We start from the raw sequence: 21,296 nt of genomic DNA on the forward strand, positions 1-21,296 counted from the left end.
ATGCAACAGTACACTAGAGTGCAGGGCTGGCGATGGTGAGGTTGGTCGGGGTGCGTTTGGGAGGGGACTTCTCCTGGTCCGTCAGCCACGCAAGAATGTCGTAGTAACTGCGAATGTTCTCGACATAAGTCGTGGCTTCAGTGCCGCGTGCATAGCCGTGTTTGGTGTTTTTGTGCCAGGCACGTTTCCGTAAAAGCGGCAGGTTCTCCTTTACGTTCTTCCAGACATCGGCATCTTGGCCCTTTCTCTGGGTGATGATGCGAGCGTCGTTGAGATGGCCGTATCCGATATTGTAGGCCGCCAACGCCATCCATATGCGATCCGGACGGTCGATGCGCTCCGGCACGAGTTCAATCAGTTTGCGGGTGTAACGGGCACCGCCCTCGATGCTCTGCCAAAGGTCGGTCCGCTCTTGCACTCCGAGGTAGCGTGCGGTTGCCTGGGTGAGCATCATGAAACCGCGCACCCCGGTCGGCGAGACCGCGTCGGGATCCCAGTGTGATTCCTGATACGCCATGGAGGCGAGAAGCCGCCAGTCCAGACCGTTTTCTGTGGCAGCGGTTTCCAGCATTTCGCGATAAGCGGGTAGCCGTTCGCGGATATGGCGCATAAAGATGCGGGTGCCGACGTAGTCGAATGCTTCCACATGACCGTAATGGCGTTCAATCAGCTGCGCCAGTCTGCCACTTGCCTTGAGACGTTCGAAGTAGTCGACCGCAGCGTCGTAAAGGCTTTCATCCGGGCTCTTCAAAAAGGCCCATCCCAGTCCCTGCGGATCCGAGATGTCAAAAGCGGCACGTAGTTCCGGATAGAAACGTTGGTTCAGGCGCAGTTCGTTGGAATCCGCAATCGTGAAATCGGCGGCCCTTTCCGATACCCGCGTGAGCAGTTCTTCATTCTCCAGCTCACCATTTTCCAACCAGGCAAGTTGCGGATGGGTTTTCCTGAGTTCCCGAAGGCGTTCGGCATGAGAGCTGCCCGCCAATACCTCGAGTGTCCCATCCAGTTCCGAAACGTTGTCGGGCCGGTCGGTCGTACCGATCCGGTAGACCAGTTGCTGACTAATGGACTGGTAAGGCGGCGTGAAGCGGGCCCAGTTTTTACGCTCTTCGGTGATCGTCAGGCCAGCCGCGGCCAAATGGGCGCGGCGTTGACGCAATTCTGAAACCACATCGGACACACTGGCGACGGTGATCAGCTTCAGATCCACCCCTAACTCATTGGCAAAGCCCTTCGCAAGGTCGTACTCCAGTCCTGTCGGACCGGTGGGACCTTCATAAAAGGTGGTCGCCGCATTGCGGGTAAGGACCTGTAGCTCTCCCGCTTCGAGTACCCGGTCCAATTCGTTGCTGTAAGAACAGCCGGTGAGGAGGGGCAGCATCAGCAGGCCAGCTGCAATACGCATGTAGGTGCCAGTGAGCATGAATGAGTGGTTTTGTGGGCGCGGTCACATTTAACCACAAATATAGTGCAATTTCCGCCTTGTCACCGAAATACATCGGCGTTAAGCTAGTGGGCTTCCTTCGGTAATGAGCCTGTTTGGGCTAAAATTACAGGGAATACAATAAGTTAGAAAAATAAGGAGAGGTGGCTGAGTGGTCGAAAGCGCGCGACTCGAAATCGCGTGACGGGTAATCCCCGTCCGAGGGTTCGAATCCCTCCCTCTCCGCCAATCGCGTCGCCTAATTCCTAATCCCTCGTCTTCGCCCCTACCCGGGGAAGCCAATTCTCTCCGGCGTTTGTTCCATTCACTGAGCGCGAACGGGCGGCGCCCTATCTGGAGAGTTTGCCGTAGGTTGTGTTTCAACTCGATCAGGGCATGTCAGGCTATAAAGCCCGATCTACAGAGGTTTGCGCATTTAACGTCGACAAGAGCGCGGAATTCGCTCAGAACTCGATGCTTAGTGCTACAGAACCATGCGCCTGGTTGGCCTGCTGTTCCTCGAATTCCCGTGAGCGATAGATACGCATCACGGCCAACCTGACGCCGTTTCCTGACACCAGACCGTGAACACTGATCCCGATTGAAGCCTGGGCAACCCATGGTCGGCGAGTGACACGGTGGCTTGAGCGAAAGAGGTTGCCGTCGAGTGAAAAGTCATGCGCGACGAGCTTCGCTTCCAGCGTCCCAAAGAGCTGAACACCCGGACGTACCCTGGGGGCTGCCGAAGGGGTACCGCTCGGGCTGCTGTGGACGGAGGCGGATGGAGGACGATTTTCGGCGCCCGGTCGGATCGGATAGGTTCCGAAGTCATTTGGTAGATTCCAACCGATACGTCCTTCGATACCCAGGGTTGCAGAGGTTTCGATGTTGCCCAGCCGCAGCCCCAGTGAGCTTATCGAATCGGCAGAGAAACCGGGCGTAACCGCGCCCGTTCCCCGATACTCCTTGAACTTGCGGTCCATGGCCAATTGTAGTGCCGGCTCATTCTCCAATTGATGCTCCCAACCGGCAAATCGCTCGCTGCCGACCATATCGTGGACCACATTCTGTGACTCTTCCGCGAGCGACAGCGGGCCGATAACGCCGAATGTGACCTCGCGTGTATCGAGCATTTCCCGATTGCTGCGCGGTTCATGTTTGCGGCGGTTCCACGACATTCCCACGTACAGCAGGCCCGCATAGGGCCGATCGTCCGGGATCAAATCGGTCCTGGTATAGTCTTCTGGCGTGAACATGGACTGACCGAATTTCACTATCACGTTTTGTGTGGGTGCGGAGTCTCCCGCATCGGACCAGAAACCGGGATTTACCAACTGGATGAATTTTGCATGCAGCCGCACCGGTTTCGGCAGGCATTTGGTTTGCAGTCTGCCCGGAATGTCGTGGGACACAGCGGTGAATACCACACCGTTGGTATAGTTTTGGTCTCTGCCGATAAACAGGTCGTTTTCGAGCCTTGCCGTCCCCCCGCGAAATCTGACGGCTTCCTCTGCCTTGCAATCCCCGATAGCAGGGGTATTTTCATCGGCGGCTTGTGCCATGGCCGGGGCAATGGGCAAAAACAGCGCGAGTACCCACGCGACTTTTCGCCGCACATGCTTGGCCGAGGGATGCCTCATCAGCGGAGGTGGGGTGACTGAAAAGAGGGAGCAGAATTACAGGAAGTCATCTACGGCAATGTCACACACTAATTACCGAATAGTATCAAAATCCTCCTTTTTGCGCTGGAATGCACCCTGCCGGTGGTTGGCCGCGGGGTGCATTCTTTCAAACGTACCGACTCTGCTCTTTTATTGGGATGTTGGTCGGGGAGCGGGGTCTGCGGACTCCAGATTGGTCTCCTGGTGCGGGTAGCGCTCCAGTGCCCATTTGGGAAGAGTGCCGTTACTGGCGTGCTGCATGGCCTCTGACTCCATGAGAATCAAGACCAGCATGGTCCCCATCACCGGCACCCCGAAAACCCCACCGACCGCATAATGGCCCGGCTTCAGATCACCGCCTGATATCGCCAGCAGTCCCAGGATAATGGCCCCTGCGATCACCCACATTGCGGCGAAAAAAAGGCTTCGTTTTGCGGCGATCTGCCAGTGACAGACAACGAACCAGGGATCCCGGATCTGTGACCGCTTGGCCCGCCAGAGGGTGTACCCAAGGATTGCTGCCGACACGATGGGCACGATAAGCACCGTGCCCCGCAGGGAAGTCGCCATCAGCGCTGCAATGAGCAAAAAAATGTGGTTGAAAACCAGGTTGACCAAGAACAGTTCATGCGGTGACCTGGCCCTGACAGTATCGCTTTTGGAAACCTCGTAGCGCATCTCTTTCACTCCTGGTGGTGGTCGGTGAATGGCAAACCTAATAGACTGATAAGTAGTATCTGTAATGCATCTAGGCGATACGAGTGGAGCCCGTCTTTATGAACCTGACCCGCCACACCGATTATGCCCTGCGCGTGTTGATGTATCTGGGCAGCCAGCCGGAGCGACTGGCGACCATCTCCGAGATCGCACAGTCGTACGCCATTTCCCGCAACCATCTCATGAAGGTGGTGCATGAACTGGGTCGCGCCGGGATTGTCCGCACCGTCCGGGGACACGGGGGCGGGATTCAGCTCGGCCGCGATCCGGCTGCGATCAATGTTGGTGAGGTGGTGCGGTTGATGGAGGGGAATCTCGACATCATCGATTGTGCCAAACCGGGCTGTCCCATTGCCGCGGCCTGCGGTTTGCGAGGGGTATTGGACGAGGCACGGGACGCCTTTCTTGCAGTGCTGGACAGTTACAGTCTGCAGGATCTGATTCAATCCCGACGCACCCGGCTGAAGAGCCTGCTTCGAATCGAGAGACCGGTCGGTTGATTCTATCCGTCTCTTGTCCGCAAGTTGTCGCATCATGTTTTCCTCAACGCCGGATCAGGTGATGGCGACAGCGGCCGCGCTGCGACGCCAGCCGGCCGTGAGGGGATGAACGCACGAACCGTCAATGCCGTCGCGATCACAAAGCCGAGTAGCAACAGAATCTGACCGACCAGCGCCTGCTCATCGATGCGATAATTGTTGCAGACCCGAACCGGTGCACTGAGATAGAGCCAGGAGAGCACCCACAGCATCGCGATCAGGTTGCTCCAGACGAGTCCACGGCCGATCGCCGTCAAACGGCGCCAGCTCAACTGGAGCGGGATGCCGACCAGGAGTGGTAGCGAAAGGAATTTCCCGATCTCGTACGCCGTTCCTTCCAGGGAGGCATCCAGATGGCGGGGCAGCATCCAGAAGAGGGCGGTGATCACCACCAGGGCCAGTCCGGTTAGGCCATACCCGTTCATCGCCTGCAAAGCTTTCCGCTTCCCGGCAGGTAATCCCCACCCGATCCAGACGCCGCTGAGGACCAGAAGAGGGATCTGCAGCAGCATGTGGCCCGCCATGGTTTGCTCGAAGGCATGGCGTATCGGCGGAAGTGCCAGTATCCCGAAGAGCAACAGGCCTCCGGCCATCCATTTCATGGGCGGCCCTCCAGAAATCCGAGCACGGCTGATGGGTCGTCGTAGTCGAAGATGGCGACCAGAAGGCCGCCGGGATCGATCACATACATCGCCGCGTTGTGTTCATAGCCGCCCCACCCGTCGGGAATCACGGTCACCTGAAAGGTATCCAGCAAGGCCGGTAACCGGTCGGGGTCGGAAGCCCGTGCAATCGACCAGTGATCGGCATGGGCGCGGTAGCGTCTGGCGTAATACTCCAGCTGCGGCAATTGGTCATGGGTCGGATCAAAACTGATGCTCAGCAGGGATACACCCCGGCCCAGCCGCTCTTCGGGCAGCCCGTCGCGGATCTCGCTCAGCGTGTTGCCGGCAGTGATGCAGAGATCGGCGCAGCGGGTGTAGATAAAATCCAGTACCACCCACCTCCCGCGGAACTGTTCAAGACCGAACCGGCTCCCGGTGTGGTCCTGCAGCATCAGCGCAGGGACCGGACGGGGGGATTTACGGATATCCAGCCGGCGCGCACCCTCGGTGGTGAAGGCGCGCGCCCCGTCCGTGGCTGTCCAGAGCACTCCGGTTCCGGTCAGCAGCACAAGGATGGTTGCCAGAGCGGTTCGCATCAGTTCACTTCGGTTGCCAGTGCCACCGGTCTGGTTGCGAACAGCCGTGCCAGAAACTGCAGCGCAAAGACCAGTACCGAGGTGACCACCACCGCCACAAAGGCAGAGGCAATCTGATCGTAGGGAACCCATTGGGGCAGGTGTTCCGCAAACCGGCGCGGCACGCTGTTCGCACCCGAGTAGAGGAACATGAACACGAAGCCCAGCGAGCCGAACATGAAGCCCCAAAACGCCCAGCGAGCGAACCAGCGGTCCTCCTGTTCCACGCTCTCTTTCCCGAGGAAATGCATGAACCCGAACAGCATGGAGGCTACGCCGATGAGCAGGTAGAAGTGGAAGTGGCCGGGTACCCAGAGCGTATTGTGCATCACCATGTTGACGCGGATGGTGGCGTCGACGATGGCGGGGATCACCCCGGCGGCCCATCCGAATACGGAGAGCACCAGCAGACTGGAGGTCACATCCCAGCGCATGCCCGACCGGTAGATGAGCATCAGGGCACCGAAAGTGGTTACCACCAGTACCGGAAGCCCGCTGGTATAGGAGATGACCTGCCCCATGACCATCATCCAGGTAGGCATGGCAAAGTCCATCAGCAGATGGTGCGGATAGACAATCAAGACCATGATGGTGGATGCGGTCCAGGCCGCCAGGAAGGCCTTGTTGGGTTTCCAGGGCCGTTTGGCATAGAGCGGCAGGATCTCGTAGACCGCGATGATGGCCATGTAGATGGTGGCGTTGATAAACACGTGCCCGAAGAAGTAGATCAGGTTTTTGGCGAGCAGGGGATCGATGGTGAAGCTGGGCACGTAGAGGTTGACCAGACTCATGACCAGAATCGCCGCACCGGCGGTAATCCCCAGAATATTTACGATGGTGACCATGGTACTGGCGACCACCGTCGGGGGCGGCGCCTCACCCGAATCGCGGCCAAACAGCTGGGGCCAGCCCAGCCCCTGTCCCAGGCTTCCGTACTGGCGAGTGATGGCGCGTGCAAAATCGAGGTGAAGGATGAGAAACCCGGTGCCGATCAGCAGCAGACCGCCCAGGAACAGGGCTGCCGCTCCCGTGCCCCAGAGTCCCATGCCCTTGGCCGGCAGTGGATAGAGGAACGTCCAGCCGGCGGCGAAACCGCCGCCCAGAATGCTTCCCAGGATCATCACTACGCCCACCAGGAACAGGAGCAGGTTCGCGACAAACAGGGTCCGCGACAGGTCGAGATAACGGCTCGCGAAGTACCACATGATCGCCGCTGAACCCAGGGCAGCGATACCGACCATGCCGGCACCGTGGACGGTGAGTAGCTGGTAGAAGAAACCCGGTGAGATATCCAGCATCTCGCCCTGAGCAAGGCGCATCACCAGACCCACGATCATCATCAACAGCAGAACGACGGCGCTGACCCCGACGTAGATGTTCACGAGCGGTTGGGCCGGTTGGGTATTCCCGCTTTCGTTTGCGTGGGACATCATGCTCCCCCTTCTTCTTGATTCGTCAGCACCTGGAATTCGGCTTTCATCTGGTGGTGGGCTACGCCGCAATATTCGAGGCAGAGGATCTGGTAGGTGCCGGGCTGGTCGAAGACGTGGACCAGTTCATTGGTATAGCCCGGCATCGCCTGGGTCTGGGCAACCAGGCGCATGGACTCGTCGTAGATACCGAAGCCGTGGTTTACATCGGCGCTTTCGACCCGAAACACCACGGTTTGACCGACCTGCGCCTCTGATTCGCTGATTTCCCAGTACCACTGATAGCCCATGGCGTCGACGTGCAGCGCCTGCGCGTCGGCGTTTGTGGCGGCGGCATAGGGCATTTTCATCAGAGTGACTCCCATCAGCGGAATACCGGCTGCGGCGAGCGCTACGAACAGCCGCTTCCGCCAGCGGTAGCCGGATTGCTGGATGGTTTTGTACTCGGCTCGCTGACGCGAGCGGGTGATCACCCAGACAAACACGGCCGCGAGGGTTGCGATTGAGACCGTGGTGATGAGCCACACCGTTTCCTGCATCATGAAATCCTCTCCCAATAACATGTATGGTCAATACATCTTTGCTGGCGAGCCGGTTAATGTCAAGTGAATTACTGGGTCTTTCTTGGCTGGATTCGTCACAGGGTGTCTCCTTCCATGCAGCGCCGGCTGTGCCCGGTCCTTCATCGCCGGCTATGGTAAGGACACGGACCTTTTGCAGTAGGGAAACCGCATAAGACGTTCAGGTGCCGAAATGACGGAATATGGCGACATCAGTGATGTTTGGGAGGGGTTGGTACAGGACGGTGGGAAGATCGTCTATCTGGTCCTCGACGGCGGTGGCGGCCTGGCGGACCCGTTTACGGTCCGAACGGCGCTTCAGGGGGCACAAACACCCAATCTCGATCGCATCGCATCGGCCTCCGAAACGGGCCTTATGGAGCCGGTCGGGCCGGGGATCACGCCCGGCAGCGGACCGGGTCACCTGGCCCTGTTCGGGTACGATCCGCTCCGTTACCGCATAGGACGCGGAGTCCTTTCGGCACTGGGCGTCAATTTCGAACTACGGGAAGGGGATGTGGCCGCCCGGGTCAATTTCGCCACGAGTGAAGCGGGAAAGGTGGTGGATCGGCGCGCCGGACGCCTGGACTCGAACGTGAACCGTCACCTCTGCAAAAAGGTGCTGGACTCTCTCGAACTGAAATTTGACGGCGAGCTTTACCTGGAAACCGTCAGCGAGCATCGGGCCGTGCTTGTGCTGCGCGGCGAAGGGCTCGGTGGCGAGCTGACTGATACCGATCCGCAGGCGACCGGTCGTGAACCCTTGCCGCCGGAGGCGCAGGATGAGGGCTCGCGCCGAACCGCCGAACTGGTCAACCGTTTCCTGGAGCAGGCCCACCGGGCGCTTGCCGGAGAACCGGCCAATACCCTCCTATTGCGGGGCTTTCAGCGCTATTCACCCCTTCCGTCCATCCAGCAGCGTTTCGGTCTGCGCGGCCTCTGCCTGGCGCAGTATCCGATGTACCGCGGGGTCTCCCGCCTGTTGGGAATGCAGCTGGGGCCCCGCCCCGAAAGTGTCGAAGCCATGTTTGAAGTCCTGCAGCAGCGGTATCACGATGAAGACATCGACCTGTTTTTTCTGCACGTAAAGGGCACCGACAAGGCGGGAGAGGATGGTGACTGGGTGGCCAAGGTGGCCGTCATCGAAGAAGTGGACCGTCTGTTACCGCGCGTGCTGGCCATCGACCCGGATGTGCTCGTCATCACATCCGACCATTCGACCCCGGCGGTAATGGGGCGTCACAGCTGGCACCCCGTCCCGACCCTGATCCGTTCCCAATACGCCCGCATCGACGCCACCCAGCACTTCGATGAAATGGCCTGTGCGACCGGCAGCCTCGGGCTTCGTCCCGGCCTGCACCTCATGGGACTGGCACTGGCCAATGCCGGCCGTCTGAAGAAGTTCGGGGCCTGACCGACGGATCCAGTTTAGGGTAGGGCTGGTGGCCTTGCGTCTGCCATCCATCTGGTTTAACCTTTCGCGTCTTCCACGGGCGGGTCTGTTATTCCGAACTCCGGAACGCTGCTAGCGCGCCGCCCCGGCAGGAAGTCATGATTGGAGAGGTGTCCGAGCGGTCGAAGGAGCACGCCTGGAAAGTGTGTGTACCCTAACCGGTACCGAGGGTTCGAATCCCTCCCTCTCCGCCATTCAAATGATGGATTTCCGAGAATTCGAGCCCAAGAGCCAAGGTTCGAGTCAGAGTCGGCTTTCAGAAGCACGCGCTCATTTTTCCCAACCCGATTGACCCCCGAGCGACCCCCCGACCGGTTGACACCCTTCGGAATTCCCCAAAAATCCAACCCCCGCTTTCCAGAGTGCCGTCCTCAACGCACCCGGACAGCGCTGTCATCCATCGCCCAACTTGCCATACCCCGCCTAACCGATAATGTCATCCCTTGCCCAGACGCCACCGGAACCGAAGGCGTCGCAAAGACGAAGAGATGGATATCGCCATGGCAGCCGCTCCCGGGTCCGACATCATAATCCCTGCTTCCCCAGCCAGTCGACGCCGACCAAGCTGTCGTCGTCACGCAAAGCTGAACCCTTTCGGCGCGTCCATTCAATATATCGACCTCGTCCCTATCTCTTCGCCGGCGCGTCTACCGGACTGCGCACAACCGGAACACGGTCGATTCCTTGGTGCCAATCACGTTCTCGCTCTCACCGACTTTCGGCGGTTATACGTATGGTTCGCCACCGCATAACTGTTATGCGGCGAGCGGCCACCTATCCACGCAGGAAAATCGGCAGCTTAGCTGAAAAATGAAGAATCCAAACCTTTCAAATTGGCCCAATGAATTCAGGACCTTTCAGGGTTGCTTTACTTTGCTCAGCGTTGGGAGGAGATGCTTTTCGACTATTCGGTGGATTCGTATCGATTCAAAATGCTGAATGCACCAGGATTGTGTCAAGAAGTAATTGACACCTATAAACTGTGTGAAATGCAAATGCTTGCATGGGGTAGGCTCGTTTCAATTAAAGAAGAATTAGTCGATGCATTAGAGAAAGATGCAGAGTCCAGAGCATTACTCGGAACTCGATATGGTTCGCTTCTATCGACGCTTCGTAATTGGCATCCAAAACAAAAAGGTATTCGCGAGATTGCTCTGACGGCTAGTGCAATCCATAATGTGCTAGCCAGAGGTTTATACGATTCACTATTGTCCGAACTGCGCGCTACGCTTAAAAAGCCAAACCAAAAAGAAAAGATTTATAATTTGTCCGCCAACCTGCTTACTGAGTCGATAAGGAAAGGGTTGTCGCCCAGTTTTTGTATCAGCAAATTAATGAGTTCTTTTTAGGAAAAAAAGAAGTGCGCAACCTTGACGCATTTGATGAGTTTGTTAAGGCAATTGAGCCTCAACTCCAACAATATACCGTTGTATTTTGTGCCTCCAAAACCGGTAAGCTAATTACCAAAAATGCAAATGAGAAGTTTGTTAGCTATTCCGAAAGCTTCGTAACACGACTTGAAAATGATCCGAATGAAGGAAAGTTTGCATCAGAGGCAAAAGAAACAGATCTCTTTTTGACTTTTGGAAATATTGAAGAGCGCGATCCGGTCTCGGCGCGGGAAGTGCTGAAACAAGACTCGAAATGGCATCATCGTTCATAGGATTTTTCAAGCATAGCTTCAATATTCGAATTCCCAGTTCTTCCATCGTTTATCAAGGTGAAAGCCAAGGCGAAGGTGAACCAATAACTTTTCTGATAAAAGCCCCGAAAAGTTCCACGAAAAAGCGCCCAGATCCGAAACCGTGGTTAGTGGATAAAAAAGTCATGGAGATGTTAGGGCCAATTATTAATTATGAGACAGAAGAAGCGACAAGGAATCGTTTATTGGGGTCTTTGCGATCTCACCTTATAGGGGGATGCGCTCCCTTCAGCCTCCAGAGATGCTGACGGAAAAATCGAGGCCGATGGTAAACAGCAGTAGCACCACCCCGAATTCCGCCAGAAAGTGGAGGTCCTCCGTATGCGGCACCCAAGAGATGCCGGAGGGGCCCAGAGAAATGCCCACAAGAAGGTAGCCGAGCAGCACGGGCAGGCCGAGCCGCTGGAACAGGGTCAGGACGGCGACGGAGGCAGCCAGCAGGACGACGGCAGCGGTGAGAACCGGGTATTCCATCAGCCAAGTCTCTTTAGTGGGGCGGACCGTGGTAGGCACGTCTGGGCGGCGTGGTTATTTCCGGCGGGAGGCACCGGGCGGCGGCTTGCTGCAACAGGCGGGTTTGTGTTCCAGATTGGCCCGCCGATTCTCGTCCTGGAATTGATACCAGCTGTCGCGCAGGCGCTGAAGACGGCCCGTCGGTCCTAGGTAACCGTGTCGGCGTAGCGCCTCCTGCAGCGTCCGGTAGTCGGTCTCTGCAATGTCATAGGTCACCTTCAGCTTACCCGCGCCGGCGTTCCGAGCGGCGAGGACTCCGGGCAGACTCTGAGCCACGTCAATGGCGCTATCGTTCACCTCCCGTAAGCGAAAGCCCCGGCTGACGCTCTCGACCATAGCGCTATCTCCTCAAATCATCGCGTTTGCGTTCGAACTCCTCCTTGTCGATTTCGCCCCGCGCGTAGCGCTCTTCCAGGATCTGTAGCGGTGTCCGGCGGGTTGCGCGTGGCTCGCCACCGCGGAACGCGCCTACCGCCCAGATGACGAGGAGGATTAGCAGTATCCAGAAAATCCACATGAATCCGCCGAAGCCGAAACCGAACCCGTCGTGCATAACGCTTCTCCCTTAATGGCGATCTCATGAGCATACGCAGGGGGAGCGTGGACTTCCATCACGGCCGCAAGCGCCTGTCCAGCGGGGGCTTCCATCATTGCAACATGAAGGACCGAGCTCTGTAAGCCATGTGGTCAGGCTAGGCGAAGTATTCGAGCAAGTTTATCTCGTGCCTTCATGTACGCGGCCCTGTCAGTAGACGAAAACTTGCTAATATTCCGAAGTTTCCAGCGTACCGCCGGTAATTCAGCGATTCCAGGGAGACCAAGTAAGTCCCAGTCAGGTTCCAAGTCTTTGAACGAAAGAAGAAACTTCCGGTGTTCCGGGCCTAGCTTGTCGTTTATTTCGCGGATAAGTCGCTCTCTAGCAGACACGAGGTCTTCAAGACCGATCGGTTCGCGAGTCATTCCTTGAAACTCGGTTACAAAGATAGGCTCCAGGGGTGCAAGGTTCGGTGCCAAGACCTCCGAAAAAGGTCGATTATGGCTGATTAGATAGACGATAAAACCTCGGATGAGGTCTTCTGAAAGACCTTCATTTTGAAACAGCAAATGTACATCGAAGAGGTCGCGTGGGTGCTGCCGGTCAAGGGCGGCAACCAACTTACCGCCGTAAAGGTCTTCGTGCGACACCAGCAACATCTCTGCAAAGCCGAACTCTTGTTCGACGGCTGGGACGACCCTCTTGAGAGAAGAGGGGAATGCCGTGCCACGCAGGACGGGCGATAGCTCTACTTTTACCTGCGCCGCGTTTGCGCGGACGAGCATACGGGGTGATCCCCCTCCAGCGGCGATGGTCACGGTGCTGCCTTGAATACGGCGCTCCACGTCTTCCTTAATCCGTCCAAAAGCTGCGGCTACTGCTGCCAACGCTTCAGCTCGCTCGTCATTGCCGAGATAGACGAGGTCGATATCAACCGACAGCCGGGGCAGATCCCGGACGAACAGGTTGATTGCCGTACCGCCCTTCAGGGCGAAGCAGCTCTCGCGGGCTATCGAGGGCAGCACCCTGATAAGGAGCCGAACCTGTTGCTTGTACTGTGGCGCTATCATGGGTGAAAGCCTTCACCCGACCGGGGCGCCATGTCACGTGGGACTGTGATGAGGTACTTCGGGTCGAGATGGCCGCCGGGCGTTAGCTGACGTTTGCCGTGGCCCAAGTCCACGCGTTCGCGGTTCAGGTACCGGACCCACGCGTGCCCATGGCGTTCGGCGAACCAGAAGAAGAGGCGGCGAGCTTTTACAGATGCCAGGGTCAGGGCCTCATGGGAAAGTGATGGCCGCATGTCGGTTAGGGACTCGAAAACCATATCGACTTGGTGCCAGGAGGCTTTCGGCAGCTCTTCCAAGAGCTGAAGCGCCGCCAGTTCCTGGGTAGCTGCCCGAAGCGCTGTGCCTTCAACTTTTTGTTCGGTGGAAAGGGTGGAAGGCACCGATTGTCGGTGATATTGGAATACTACGTCGATTTCCAGCCGGTTAACCCAAGTGGGTGGGTGTTTAGGGCCATAGACGTGGATGGTCGATTGTCCGGCACTTACATAGTGCGAGTAGCCGGCGAGCTCCAAAGCGGTAAAGCCGCCTATGACCAGCTCGTAGCGTAATAGATGCTGGAGTGAGCGGATGACATCCATCCATCGGAGTGGGAGTTCCGGATCGGTACGGTAGAACACGCCGCGAGCCGGGCTGGCAAGCCAACCGCTACGGACGTACTTCTTAACCAGAGATCGACTATATCCCTGCTCTTGGAGCCAGGCGTAGGTCACTGGCAATCTGGCCGGAAGGCGGCGCTGGAGTTGGTTTAACTTGGATGAATGTTGGCTACTCATGGTTGCCATATTTTCAAATTCTTAAACCGCACGCAAGCCGTTTAGTTTGAATATTTTCTAGAAAGGATACTTTAGGTACCCAAAGAAATAAAATTGCAAACTATACTCTGACGCCCCCACCATCACTTCAGTTCCAGAACGGGGTCGGACCACTTTCCAGAACGGGGTCGGCTTTCCAGAACGGAGTCGGACCACCGTAATACGTTGAATAGAAAGATATCCTGGCTTGAAAATAGCCGTATTTTGGGCTTAAAAACCCCATTTCTGGACTAAAATCGCTACCCCAGCGTGACCGGGGATGCACTAACCCCGGCAGCAAGAATTGTGAAACAGGGCTCTACCGCTACTTCTGAAGAACTTCCCCCCGCTGTCATTACGAGGAGCCCCGGCGACGAAGTAATCTCCCGCTCCCAAACCCCAGATTGCCGCGTCGCTGGGGCTCCTCGCAATGACGGCTACGAGTTCGTCACTGATTCGGGGCCGCGCAGCGGCGGGTACGGCTCGCAACGACGGCTGAACGTTCGTCACCGATTCGGGGGCCGCGGAGCGGCGGGTGGTGCTCGCAAATGACGGCTAAATGTTCGTCACTGATTTGGGCCTGCGCAGCAGGGGGTACGGCTCGTAAGGAGACGAAGGAAAGGGTCACAATTGCCATGATTGGCATTGCCTCAGATCAATGGGACTTTGGCAGAAGTCGAGAAGGAATGCGCAGAAATTGAACCGCCATCTATTCGCAAGGCTGGAGGAAAAGGGTTGGGAGCGCCGTCCAGATGACTGCAATCAGGGAAACGATGCTGATGAACAGTCCCACCCGGAGTCGTGTGCGGCGCTCGACATCATAGCGGGGTCGGACCACCGCAATGCATTGAATAGAAAGGTATTCTGCCTTGAAAATGGCCGTGGTTTTGGCTTAAAGGCCCCATTTCTGGCTTAAAATTGCATTTCTAGTGGGACCGATGATGCACCAACCGAGGGTTGGTTGGCCGGTCATTTTCTTGGGGATTACATGGACAGCCATCGTAAGAAGACGAAGGAAAATGCTCCCGCTATAGCCTTGAACGGTATTGCCGCCTCAGGTCGGTGCTGCTTCGATGCGACGTCGGCCAGAGTCGATGGAAGGGATGCGCAGCGGGTTTGCCTGGATGAGTCTTGGTGCGCCGTCCGATGAAGTCCACCAGGTCCAGGTAATCGGGGAGGTAAAGGGGCAAGCCCTTGGGCATCGGATAGCGCGGGTTGTCGGCGAAGGGCAGAAGACGGCCGGGTTGTGATTGGATCTCGTCGGGATGGTCCGCCTGCTTTGCCGCATCGGTGCGCTCCTGAACGGAGGCAAATTCGGCGCCTCCGGCGTTGTCGGCGGAGACAGGTTTTGAAAGCAATCATTAGGTTGGCAGCTGGCAGGCGGGTGTAGCTTACGGAGCAAGATGCAAGGCCTCCAGGGCTGTTCCGCGACAGCCCACGACATCCCCTCTCGGTCGACGGCGTCACCAATGTCGAGGTCGACCCTCAGCTGAGGGTCCGCTGACGTGGGGCTGGGCGTCACCGTCAGGCCCTTTCCCCCGACGAGGAGCGGCCTCCCTGCCGCAACTTTCATCGCTAGAGATTGCGTTTTCCCGACTTCACCCCAACCCGTCCGACAAAGATGGCCGGCTGGTGCAAGGCCATTCGACGCGCCTAAATGAGGCCCGCATCGAACTTGATGACGATACCCAGTGAGAACGCGCTCGGATCTTTTCCCAATGCTGGTGTTACCGCATCGCCGTGACCGTAATTGTTGGCAGTAATCGCCGCGGCGTCATCGTTATCCACTGCGGCGTAGGCGGCATAGACGGTGGTGTAGTCATTAACCGCGTGGTCGTAGCCGATGGCGATCTGAGAGGCGTCCTGATCATCATTATCGTGATCACTGGTGGCGTATTGCGCCTTCCACAGACCGTTGGCACCAACTTTTGCGCTCGCGCCCACGGTATAGCTGCTGCGATCGGCGCCGGAAACGCCACCGATGTCGGTCTCGCTCTGCAGTCCGCCGCCGACCGTGAATCGGTCAAACCCGTAACTGGCGGTCACGGCGACCACGGTCCAGTCATCGTCGTTGACCGGGTCATCCTGGCCCAGCTGCGTGTAGGCCCCTCCCAGATTGAGTCCTCCTGTGGCGTAATCGGCCTTGGCGATGATGACATCCTCACTCACGTCGGCATCTTCATCAGGGACGTAGGTGAGCCCCAGGGAGAGGCCGCCGACATTCGGGGTTTGATACTGCAGGGCATCGGTCACCCGACCGGGGAGACCACTGCCACCCCAGACATTGCCCAGGTCGCCCACCTGATCGCCAAACAGGTTGTAGTCATAGAGCCATTGATTCAGGCCGCCCACCTTACCGGCGACGACGCTACCGAAGCCCCCGGAAAGACCTGCGTAGGAGTCCCGTGCCGCTGTGAAGATATCGCTGGTGGAACCGGCCGCGGCCCCGTTGCCGTCGTTGCCGCCCTGGCCGGTCAGGTCCACTCCGGCCTCATACTGAAACACCGCCGCCAGACCATTGCCCAGTTCGTGATTACCACGGAAACCGAGGCGTGAGGAGTTACTGGCGATGAAGGATTCGCTATCGGTGCCGTTGTCGACACTATCGGCCGACACGTGCCCCACTCCATAGATGTTCAGCTGCAGCGCCTGTGCGGGTGTGGCCAATGCGCAGGCGCCGGCCAGTGCGGTTATCCTCAGCCAGTTCATATCACGTGCGCTACGGTTATTGTTTTTCATGAGTACTCTTTCCCCCATTGATGAGATCGAACCTCGATCGACTGCCGGAGACGCCTTTCGGTATGACAGGGCCGACCTTGGCGTCTATAGAGCCAAATGCGAAATGCGTGCCAACCCTTCGGGTGGCGCGCGCTAAAGCGCGGGGAAGTGGTACCGCTGATGGACAGAAGCGCCATCGATCGCGATACAGGGGGTGAGATGTTACCTAACAGTAATGCGAAGGCAGAGGGGCCCTTACCGAACGGTAACGTCAAGGGCCGCATGATAGGGCCGACCTTGGCGTTTGTAACGCCAAATGCTTGCAACCGGAAGTGTTTCTGCTGACGGACAGAAGCGCCATCGATCGTGACGCAGGGGGGCGAGATGTTACCTGGCAGTAACAATTACATGGACACTCATCGTAAGGAGACGAAGGAAAATGCTCCGCGATAGCCTTGAACGAAATTGCCGCCGCAGATCGATACGACTTCGAAGTGACTTCGGCCAGAGTCGGTGTAAGGAATGCGCAAAATTCGACCCGCCATCTATTCGCAAGGTTGGAGGAAAAGGGTCGGGAGCGCCGTCCAGATGACTGCAATCAGGGAAACGATGCTGATGAACAGTCCCACCCGTAGTCGCGTGCGGCGCTCGATGTTCGATTTCGTCGGTGAGGTGGCCCCCTGCCGAAGGCCGCTCCAGAAGAGATAGCCTGTTCCCAGTACCCCAACGGTGGCAATGGTACTCACAACCCACAGTATCGGGCGTACCCAGCCGGTCTCGCTCAGCCGCGCACAGGCGATGGCTACCAATACGTAGACCACGAGGAAATAGATGCTCCACAGCAGCAGGGGAGAGAGCATCCCCAGCGCTGTTTCGGCCCGTTTCTGCAATCGCAAGATGCCTCCAGGCGCTTAGCCCGAATCTTTCACAAATTTGCACCGATCGCGCTTGTCTCTTGGCCCCACAAGGAATATTTTCTCAGTCGGCCGTAATCGCCGATACGCCGCTCCTTGTTGCGTGCCGTCCATGGCACGCCCCTGCGGGCGTCCTACGGACGACCCGTTTTGCTCCCGGCAAAACGTCGGAAATTTCCTTGTGAAACCAAATATCCTAAGCGATCTCGGCACAAATTTATGAAATCTTCGGGTCAGATCTTACAAAAGCAAAGCACAAAAACCGTGTAAACGTGCGGGTGAGGGACGCCCGAGGGGCGGGGCCCTTTAGATGGCGGGAGAGGTCCCGGCAGCTATCCTTAACCGGGCAATCTCATGGATTCGAGTATGCCTTTTTTCTTTCAGTATGTTCCTGGGAGCCTGTCCGAGAATAGACTGACCTACTGCGGCCAAGCCTGATTGGCCAGATTTCCCGCTCATTTTCGTTAAATAGAACCACTATTCGCCTCAAATGACCGAAAAATCTGACTCAATCAGTCTTGCCCTCGTGACGGTCGCTATTCTCGGACAGGCTCCTAGGGCTCTCCTGCTGTTAGCTGTTCCGTTGCTTGCGGCCTGCGACCTGGTCCAATCGGCCCTGCACCCGGGAGGACCCTCCGCGCAGGCCATCGCCTCGGTCTGGTGGGTGATGTTTCTCGGGCTCGCTGGTGATTCTGACGCTGGTGATGGTGCTGGCGCTGATTGCACTGCGTGCGACTCCCGCGGAGAAGCAGTACCGGCCTGGGCGCTGGTTTATTCTCGGCGGAGGAGTGCTGTTCCCCGTCGTCATCTTGACGGCACTGCTGATATACGGGTTCGAAATCGATTACCCACTGTTCCGCGGTGAGTCGGAACCGATGAACATCGAGGTGACGGGGCACCAGTGGTGGTGGGAGGTTCGTTACCCCGGTGGTGGTGGTGCGGAGGTGGTGACCGCGAATGAGATCCACATTCCGGTTGGTCGCACGGTGCGGATCAATGTGCGAAGTGCCGATGTGATTCACAGCTTCTGGGTGCCGCGGCTGGGCGGAAAACAGGACGCCATTCCGGGTCATGAGAATTCCCTCGATCTGCATGCCGACCAGCCGGGCGCCTTCCGGGGCCAGTGTGCCGAATTCTGCGGCGCCCAGCATGCGCATATGGCCTTTTAGGTGATTGCCGAGCCGGTCGAGCGTTTTGATGCGTGGCTTGCCCGGCAGCGGCAGCCGGTGTCGGCTCCGGTCGATGAGCCCGTTCACCGCGGCCGGGAGCACTTCTCACGGATCGGTTGCGCCGATTGTCACACCATTCGAGGCACCCCCGCACGGGGGGATGAGGGACCAGACCTGACCCACGTGGCCAGCCGCCGAACCATCGCGGCCGGCACCCTCCCGATGAGCCGGGAGAATCTGGCACGCTGGATTTCCGCAAGTCAGCGCGTCAAACCGGGCAACCGGATGGAAGACTTTTCGCATCTTGACGATGTGGTCGTTCGCGATCTGGCCGCCTACCTCCACAGCCTTGAATGATGGGCGGCGCCAACTCCAACGAGCTCTACGATCGCTTTTTCGCCTTCTGGCGCACGCTGCCCGGCTGGCGCGCGGCCGGTGCGGTCAACCACACTTCCGTCGGCCGGCGTTATCTTGCCACCGGGTTGGTGTTCTTTCTCATCGGTGGCCTCCTTGCGATGGCCATTCGCAGTCAGTTGGCCACGGCCGGCGGCGTCGAACTGGGCAACGATACCTACAATCAGCTGGTCACCATGCACGGGACCACGATGATGTTTCTATTCGCGGTCCCGGTGATGGAAGGGTTCGCGATCTATTTGATCCCGAAAATGATCGGGGCACGTGACCTGCCGTTCCCGCGGCTTTCTGCGTTCAGTTATTGGTGTTATCTGTTCGGGGGCATCTTCCTGTACCTCAGCTTTCTGTTCGATGCCGCACCGGACGGAGGCTGGTTCATGTACCTGCCGCTGAACAGCAAGTTGTTTTCTCCGGGGATGGGGGCGGATTTCTGGTTGCTGGGGGTCACCTTTGTCGAGGTCTCGGCGCTGTCGGCGGCTATCGAACTGATCGTCGCGATCCTCAAAACGCGTGCACCGGGAATGTCGATGGGGAGGATGCCGCTGTTCGCGTGGTACATCCTGGTGGTCGCCTTCATGATCCTGTTCGGCTTCCCCCCACTGATACTGGGCAGCATCCTGCTGGAGCTGGAGCGTAACTTCGGCTTTGTCTTCTTTGACCCGGAGCGGGGAGGAGACCCGCTGTTGTGGCAGCATCTGTTCTGGATCTTCGGCCACCCGGAGGTCTACATCATCTTCCTGCCCGCGGCCGGTATCGTCACGATGGTGGTCGAGACCTTCGCGCGCCGCCCGGTGGTCGGCTATGCGTGGGTTGTGGCTGCCGTCATCGCGACCGGCTTCCTCAGCTTCGGTCTGTGGGTCCATCACATGTATACGGCCGGGATCCCGCGGCTTTCGCTGAGTTTTTTCTCCGCCGCCAGCATGGCCGTCGCGATCCCCAGCGGGATCCAGGTGTTCGCGTGGATTGCCACGCTCTGGTACGGCCGTCCGGTAATGGCGCTGCCGCTGCTGTATGTGTTCGGGTTCCTGTTCACGTTCGTTCTCGGTGGCCTCACCGGGGTGATGGTCGCCCTGGTGCCGTTCGATGCGCAGGTTCACGACACCCATTTCGTCGTGGCCCACCTGCATTATGTCCTGTTCGGTGGCATGGTCTTTCCCCTGATCGCCGGGATCTACTACTGGTTACCCCTGCTGACCGGTGGCAACGTCTCGGTCGGGGTAGGCAAAATCGGGTTCTGGCTGGTGTTCTCCGGTTTCCAGTTGACGTTTCTCCCGATGCACCTCACCGGATTGGTGGGGATGCCGCGGCGGGTGTATACCTATCCGGAAGGACTCGGCTGGGAATGGCTCAACCTCTTTTCCACGGCTGGCGGATTTCTCCTGGCCGCCGGCATTGCCGCGGTCGCTGTCGATCTGTATCTGCGTTTCCGGCCTGGCGAGAATGGAAAACGCAATCCCTGGGGTGCCGGGACCCTGGAGTGGGGTTTGCGTCTGCCGGTCCCGCCGTTCAATTTCATCAGCATCCCGCCGGTGACCGGGCGTTATCCGCTCTGGGACCAGCAGGGCACCATCGAGGCCAGCGAACGGGGCGAGCACTTCCTCGGTGATCCGTCGGCAGCCCGGCGCGAAACCATCGGGACGAGTGCCGGCGACGCCATTCCCGAGCAGGTGATTCGGCTACCGCATCAGAGCTGGGAGCCATGGTGGGCAGCGGTTGCCGGCATCATCGCGCTGGCGGGTATACTGGCGGGACGCTACTGGCTTTCCGGGTTGGCCGGGATGGCGCTGGTGGCGGTGTTTTTTGTCTGGGCATGGCGCGCGGCCTACCGGGATTCACCGGCACGTATCGAGGCGGGCGCCGGGCTGCACCTTCCCAACCAAAGCAGCAGCGGACAGGCCCCCGGTCTGTGGGGAACCCGTCTTGCCTTGGTCTCCAGCGCGATAGTGTTTGCCTCGTTGCTGTTTGCGTACTATTTCCTCTGGACGGTCTCGCCACCCTGGCCTCCATCGTTCTTCAAGGTGGAGGCGGCGATGAATGCACCGCTTCTGGCGCTGCTCCTGCTGATTGCGGGGACCCTCGTACTGTGGACTGCAGTGGCGGCCAACCGGCGGGGGGCCTACCGTCGTTTTCGGCTGGGCCTGGCGGTGACTTTCGTGCTGGGAGCGGCCTATCCATTCCTGATGCTGGACTGGCTGGCCGATGCCTACCCTGAACGTGGCGGGCATGTCTATCTTTCGCTGGTCCACATCCTGCACGGCTATCTCTGGTTTCATCTGTTCTTTTCTTTGGCGGCAATCGGGTTTGCCATCGCTCGTTCCTGGAAAGGGCATATCGATTCGGAACGGAGGCTCGAGGTGGACGTGGCAACGGGACTTTGGCACTACGCTGTGGTGGTGGCCCTCATCGTTTATGCCGTCGTCTTTGTATCGCCCCATCTTGTTTGAACC

At 58.2% G+C, this 21,296-nt stretch carries 22 protein-coding genes and 2 tRNA genes; 9 read left to right on the top strand and 15 right to left on the bottom strand.

Features of this window, described 5'->3' with window-relative positions:
* Positions 1-13 precede the first annotated feature (13 nt).
* Positions 14-1,405 (bottom strand): membrane-bound lytic murein transglycosylase MltF, encoded by a 1,392-nt coding sequence (gene mltF / locus Q7L05_RS07980; protein WP_303904534.1) that lies wholly within the window; start codon positions 1,403-1,405, stop codon positions 14-16.
* Positions 1,406-1,581: 176 nt separating this feature from the next.
* On the opposite strand from mltF, the gene Q7L05_RS07985 reads away from it, so the two are divergent.
* A tRNA-Ser gene (locus tag Q7L05_RS07985) sits at positions 1,582-1,672 on the top strand.
* Positions 1,673-1,887: 215 nt separating this feature from the next.
* Here Q7L05_RS07985 and Q7L05_RS07990 read toward each other — a convergent pair.
* The gene (locus Q7L05_RS07990; protein ID WP_411293326.1) at positions 1,888-3,063 is read right to left on the bottom strand and encodes a lipid A deacylase LpxR family protein; all 1,176 of its coding nucleotides are present in this window, start codon (positions 3,061-3,063) and stop codon (positions 1,888-1,890) included.
* A 171-nt stretch (positions 3,064-3,234) separates the two neighbouring features.
* Positions 3,235-3,762, bottom strand: coding sequence for a hypothetical protein (locus tag Q7L05_RS07995; protein WP_303904540.1), 528 nt, complete (start codon positions 3,760-3,762; stop codon positions 3,235-3,237).
* A 98-nt stretch (positions 3,763-3,860) separates the two neighbouring features.
* On the opposite strand from Q7L05_RS07995, the gene Q7L05_RS08000 reads away from it, so the two are divergent.
* Positions 3,861-4,301 (top strand): RrF2 family transcriptional regulator, encoded by a 441-nt coding sequence (locus Q7L05_RS08000; RefSeq protein ID WP_303904543.1) that lies wholly within the window; start codon positions 3,861-3,863, stop codon positions 4,299-4,301.
* A gap of 32 nt (positions 4,302-4,333) precedes the next feature.
* Here the strand turns inward: Q7L05_RS08000 and Q7L05_RS08005 are convergent, their stop codons facing one another.
* From Q7L05_RS08005 to Q7L05_RS08020, 4 genes are read right to left on the bottom strand one after another with little or no spacing between them, the layout of a single operon-like run.
* A complete protein-coding gene (locus Q7L05_RS08005) occupies positions 4,334-4,942 on the bottom strand; it encodes a hypothetical protein (RefSeq protein WP_303904546.1) in 609 nt (202 codons plus the stop codon).
* On the bottom strand, positions 4,939-5,541 hold the full coding sequence (locus Q7L05_RS08010) for an SCO family protein (RefSeq protein ID WP_303904549.1): 603 nt from the start codon (positions 5,539-5,541) through the stop codon (positions 4,939-4,941). Before Q7L05_RS08010 ends, Q7L05_RS08005 begins: the two co-directional genes overlap by 4 nt.
* The gene (locus Q7L05_RS08015) at positions 5,541-7,013 is read right to left on the bottom strand and encodes a cbb3-type cytochrome c oxidase subunit I (protein ID WP_303904551.1); all 1,473 of its coding nucleotides are present in this window, start codon (positions 7,011-7,013) and stop codon (positions 5,541-5,543) included. The genes Q7L05_RS08010 and Q7L05_RS08015 overlap by 1 nt, the downstream gene beginning before the upstream one ends.
* Complete coding sequence (locus tag Q7L05_RS08020; RefSeq protein WP_303904554.1) at positions 7,010-7,552, bottom strand: cytochrome C oxidase subunit II; 543 nt, start codon at positions 7,550-7,552, stop codon at positions 7,010-7,012. The genes Q7L05_RS08015 and Q7L05_RS08020 overlap by 4 nt, the downstream gene beginning before the upstream one ends.
* Positions 7,553-7,763: 211 nt before the next feature.
* Between Q7L05_RS08020 and Q7L05_RS08025 the strand changes: the two genes are divergently transcribed.
* From Q7L05_RS08025 to Q7L05_RS08040, 4 genes are all read left to right on the top strand, one after another.
* Complete coding sequence (locus Q7L05_RS08025) at positions 7,764-8,984, top strand: 2,3-bisphosphoglycerate-independent phosphoglycerate mutase (protein ID WP_303904557.1); 1,221 nt, start codon at positions 7,764-7,766, stop codon at positions 8,982-8,984.
* A gap of 143 nt (positions 8,985-9,127) precedes the next feature.
* A tRNA-Ser gene (locus Q7L05_RS08030) sits at positions 9,128-9,217 on the top strand.
* A gap of 669 nt (positions 9,218-9,886) precedes the next feature.
* Positions 9,887-10,372 carry a hypothetical protein gene (locus tag Q7L05_RS08035; RefSeq protein ID WP_303904559.1) on the top strand — a complete coding sequence of 162 codons (486 nt, stop codon included), beginning with the start codon at positions 9,887-9,889 and terminating at the stop codon, positions 10,370-10,372.
* Positions 10,373-10,383: 11 nt separating this feature from the next.
* The gene (locus tag Q7L05_RS08040; protein ID WP_303904562.1) at positions 10,384-10,686 is read left to right on the top strand and encodes a hypothetical protein; all 303 of its coding nucleotides are present in this window, start codon (positions 10,384-10,386) and stop codon (positions 10,684-10,686) included.
* Between the two features lie 267 nt (positions 10,687-10,953).
* On the opposite strand, the gene Q7L05_RS08045 is transcribed toward Q7L05_RS08040, so the two are convergent.
* The 8 genes from Q7L05_RS08045 to Q7L05_RS08080 form a co-directional block, all read right to left on the bottom strand.
* Entirely contained in the window at positions 10,954-11,199 is a 246-nt protein-coding gene (locus tag Q7L05_RS08045; RefSeq protein WP_303904565.1) for a cation:proton antiporter domain-containing protein, read from the bottom strand.
* Positions 11,200-11,253: 54 nt separating this feature from the next.
* Positions 11,254-11,574, bottom strand: a complete 321-nt coding sequence (locus tag Q7L05_RS08050) for a hypothetical protein (protein ID WP_303904567.1) — start codon at positions 11,572-11,574, stop codon at positions 11,254-11,256.
* Positions 11,575-11,578: 4 nt separating this feature from the next.
* Complete coding sequence (locus Q7L05_RS08055; RefSeq protein WP_303904570.1) at positions 11,579-11,791, bottom strand: SHOCT domain-containing protein; 213 nt, start codon at positions 11,789-11,791, stop codon at positions 11,579-11,581.
* Positions 11,792-11,925: 134 nt separating this feature from the next.
* Positions 11,926-12,843, bottom strand: a complete 918-nt coding sequence (locus Q7L05_RS08060) for a nucleotidyl transferase AbiEii/AbiGii toxin family protein (RefSeq protein ID WP_303904573.1) — start codon at positions 12,841-12,843, stop codon at positions 11,926-11,928.
* On the bottom strand, positions 12,840-13,625 hold the full coding sequence (locus Q7L05_RS08065) for a type IV toxin-antitoxin system AbiEi family antitoxin domain-containing protein (RefSeq protein WP_303904577.1): 786 nt from the start codon (positions 13,623-13,625) through the stop codon (positions 12,840-12,842). Before Q7L05_RS08065 ends, Q7L05_RS08060 begins: the two co-directional genes overlap by 4 nt.
* Positions 13,626-14,662: 1,037 nt before the next feature.
* Positions 14,663-14,992, bottom strand: a complete 330-nt coding sequence (locus tag Q7L05_RS08070; protein ID WP_303904580.1) for a hypothetical protein — start codon at positions 14,990-14,992, stop codon at positions 14,663-14,665.
* 295 nt (positions 14,993-15,287) lie between these two features.
* Positions 15,288-16,373 (bottom strand): porin, encoded by a 1,086-nt coding sequence (locus Q7L05_RS08075; protein ID WP_303904582.1) that lies wholly within the window; start codon positions 16,371-16,373, stop codon positions 15,288-15,290.
* Between the two features lie 524 nt (positions 16,374-16,897).
* Positions 16,898-17,248 (bottom strand): hypothetical protein, encoded by a 351-nt coding sequence (locus Q7L05_RS08080; protein ID WP_303904585.1) that lies wholly within the window; start codon positions 17,246-17,248, stop codon positions 16,898-16,900.
* 704 nt (positions 17,249-17,952) lie between these two features.
* Here Q7L05_RS08080 and Q7L05_RS08085 point away from each other — a divergent pair.
* From Q7L05_RS08085 to ctaD, 3 genes are read left to right on the top strand one after another with little or no spacing between them, the layout of a single operon-like run.
* Positions 17,953-18,435 (top strand): cytochrome c oxidase subunit II, encoded by a 483-nt coding sequence (locus tag Q7L05_RS08085; protein ID WP_303904588.1) that lies wholly within the window; start codon positions 17,953-17,955, stop codon positions 18,433-18,435.
* Complete coding sequence (locus Q7L05_RS08090) at positions 18,436-18,792, top strand: c-type cytochrome (RefSeq protein WP_303904591.1); 357 nt, start codon at positions 18,436-18,438, stop codon at positions 18,790-18,792.
* A complete protein-coding gene (ctaD, locus tag Q7L05_RS08095) occupies positions 18,789-21,293 on the top strand; it encodes a cytochrome c oxidase subunit I (RefSeq protein ID WP_303904594.1) in 2,505 nt (834 codons plus the stop codon). The genes Q7L05_RS08090 and ctaD overlap by 4 nt, the downstream gene beginning before the upstream one ends.
* The last annotated feature ends 3 nt before the right edge of the window (positions 21,294-21,296 follow it).

This window comes from Thiohalomonas denitrificans (genome assembly GCF_016841685.1).
Classification (GTDB): domain Bacteria; phylum Pseudomonadota; class Gammaproteobacteria; order Thiohalomonadales; family Thiohalomonadaceae; genus Thiohalomonas; species Thiohalomonas denitrificans_A.

What these genes read in the sequence shown, in the direction of transcription:
- Q7L05_RS08045 (WP_303904565.1), bottom strand. Translation starts at nt 11,199, where the DNA reads ATGGAATACCCGGTTCTCACCGCTGCCGTCGTCCTGCTGGCTGCCTCC.
- Q7L05_RS08060 (WP_303904573.1), bottom strand. Translation starts at nt 12,843, where the DNA reads ATGATAGCGCCACAGTACAAGCAACAGGTTCGGCTCCTTATCAGGGTG.
- Q7L05_RS08075 (WP_303904582.1), bottom strand. Translation starts at nt 16,373, where the DNA reads ATGAAAAACAATAACCGTAGCGCACGTGATATGAACTGGCTGAGGATA.
- Q7L05_RS08005 (WP_303904546.1), bottom strand. Translation starts at nt 4,942, where the DNA reads ATGAAATGGATGGCCGGAGGCCTGTTGCTCTTCGGGATACTGGCACTT.
- ctaD (WP_303904594.1), top strand. Translation starts at nt 18,789, where the DNA reads ATGATGGGCGGCGCCAACTCCAACGAGCTCTACGATCGCTTTTTCGCC.
- Q7L05_RS08000 (WP_303904543.1), top strand. Translation starts at nt 3,861, where the DNA reads ATGAACCTGACCCGCCACACCGATTATGCCCTGCGCGTGTTGATGTAT.
- Q7L05_RS07995 (WP_303904540.1), bottom strand. Translation starts at nt 3,762, where the DNA reads ATGCGCTACGAGGTTTCCAAAAGCGATACTGTCAGGGCCAGGTCACCG.
- Q7L05_RS08050 (WP_303904567.1), bottom strand. Translation starts at nt 11,574, where the DNA reads ATGGTCGAGAGCGTCAGCCGGGGCTTTCGCTTACGGGAGGTGAACGAT.
- Q7L05_RS08065 (WP_303904577.1), bottom strand. Translation starts at nt 13,625, where the DNA reads ATGGCAACCATGAGTAGCCAACATTCATCCAAGTTAAACCAACTCCAG.
- Q7L05_RS08020 (WP_303904554.1), bottom strand. Translation starts at nt 7,552, where the DNA reads ATGATGCAGGAAACGGTGTGGCTCATCACCACGGTCTCAATCGCAACC.
- Q7L05_RS07990 (WP_411293326.1), bottom strand. Translation starts at nt 3,063, where the DNA reads ATGAGGCATCCCTCGGCCAAGCATGTGCGGCGAAAAGTCGCGTGGGTA.
- Q7L05_RS08015 (WP_303904551.1), bottom strand. Translation starts at nt 7,013, where the DNA reads ATGATGTCCCACGCAAACGAAAGCGGGAATACCCAACCGGCCCAACCG.
- Q7L05_RS08025 (WP_303904557.1), top strand. Translation starts at nt 7,764, where the DNA reads ATGACGGAATATGGCGACATCAGTGATGTTTGGGAGGGGTTGGTACAG.
- mltF (WP_303904534.1), bottom strand. Translation starts at nt 1,405, where the DNA reads ATGCGTATTGCAGCTGGCCTGCTGATGCTGCCCCTCCTCACCGGCTGT.
- Q7L05_RS08010 (WP_303904549.1), bottom strand. Translation starts at nt 5,541, where the DNA reads ATGCGAACCGCTCTGGCAACCATCCTTGTGCTGCTGACCGGAACCGGA.
- Q7L05_RS08055 (WP_303904570.1), bottom strand. Translation starts at nt 11,791, where the DNA reads ATGCACGACGGGTTCGGTTTCGGCTTCGGCGGATTCATGTGGATTTTC.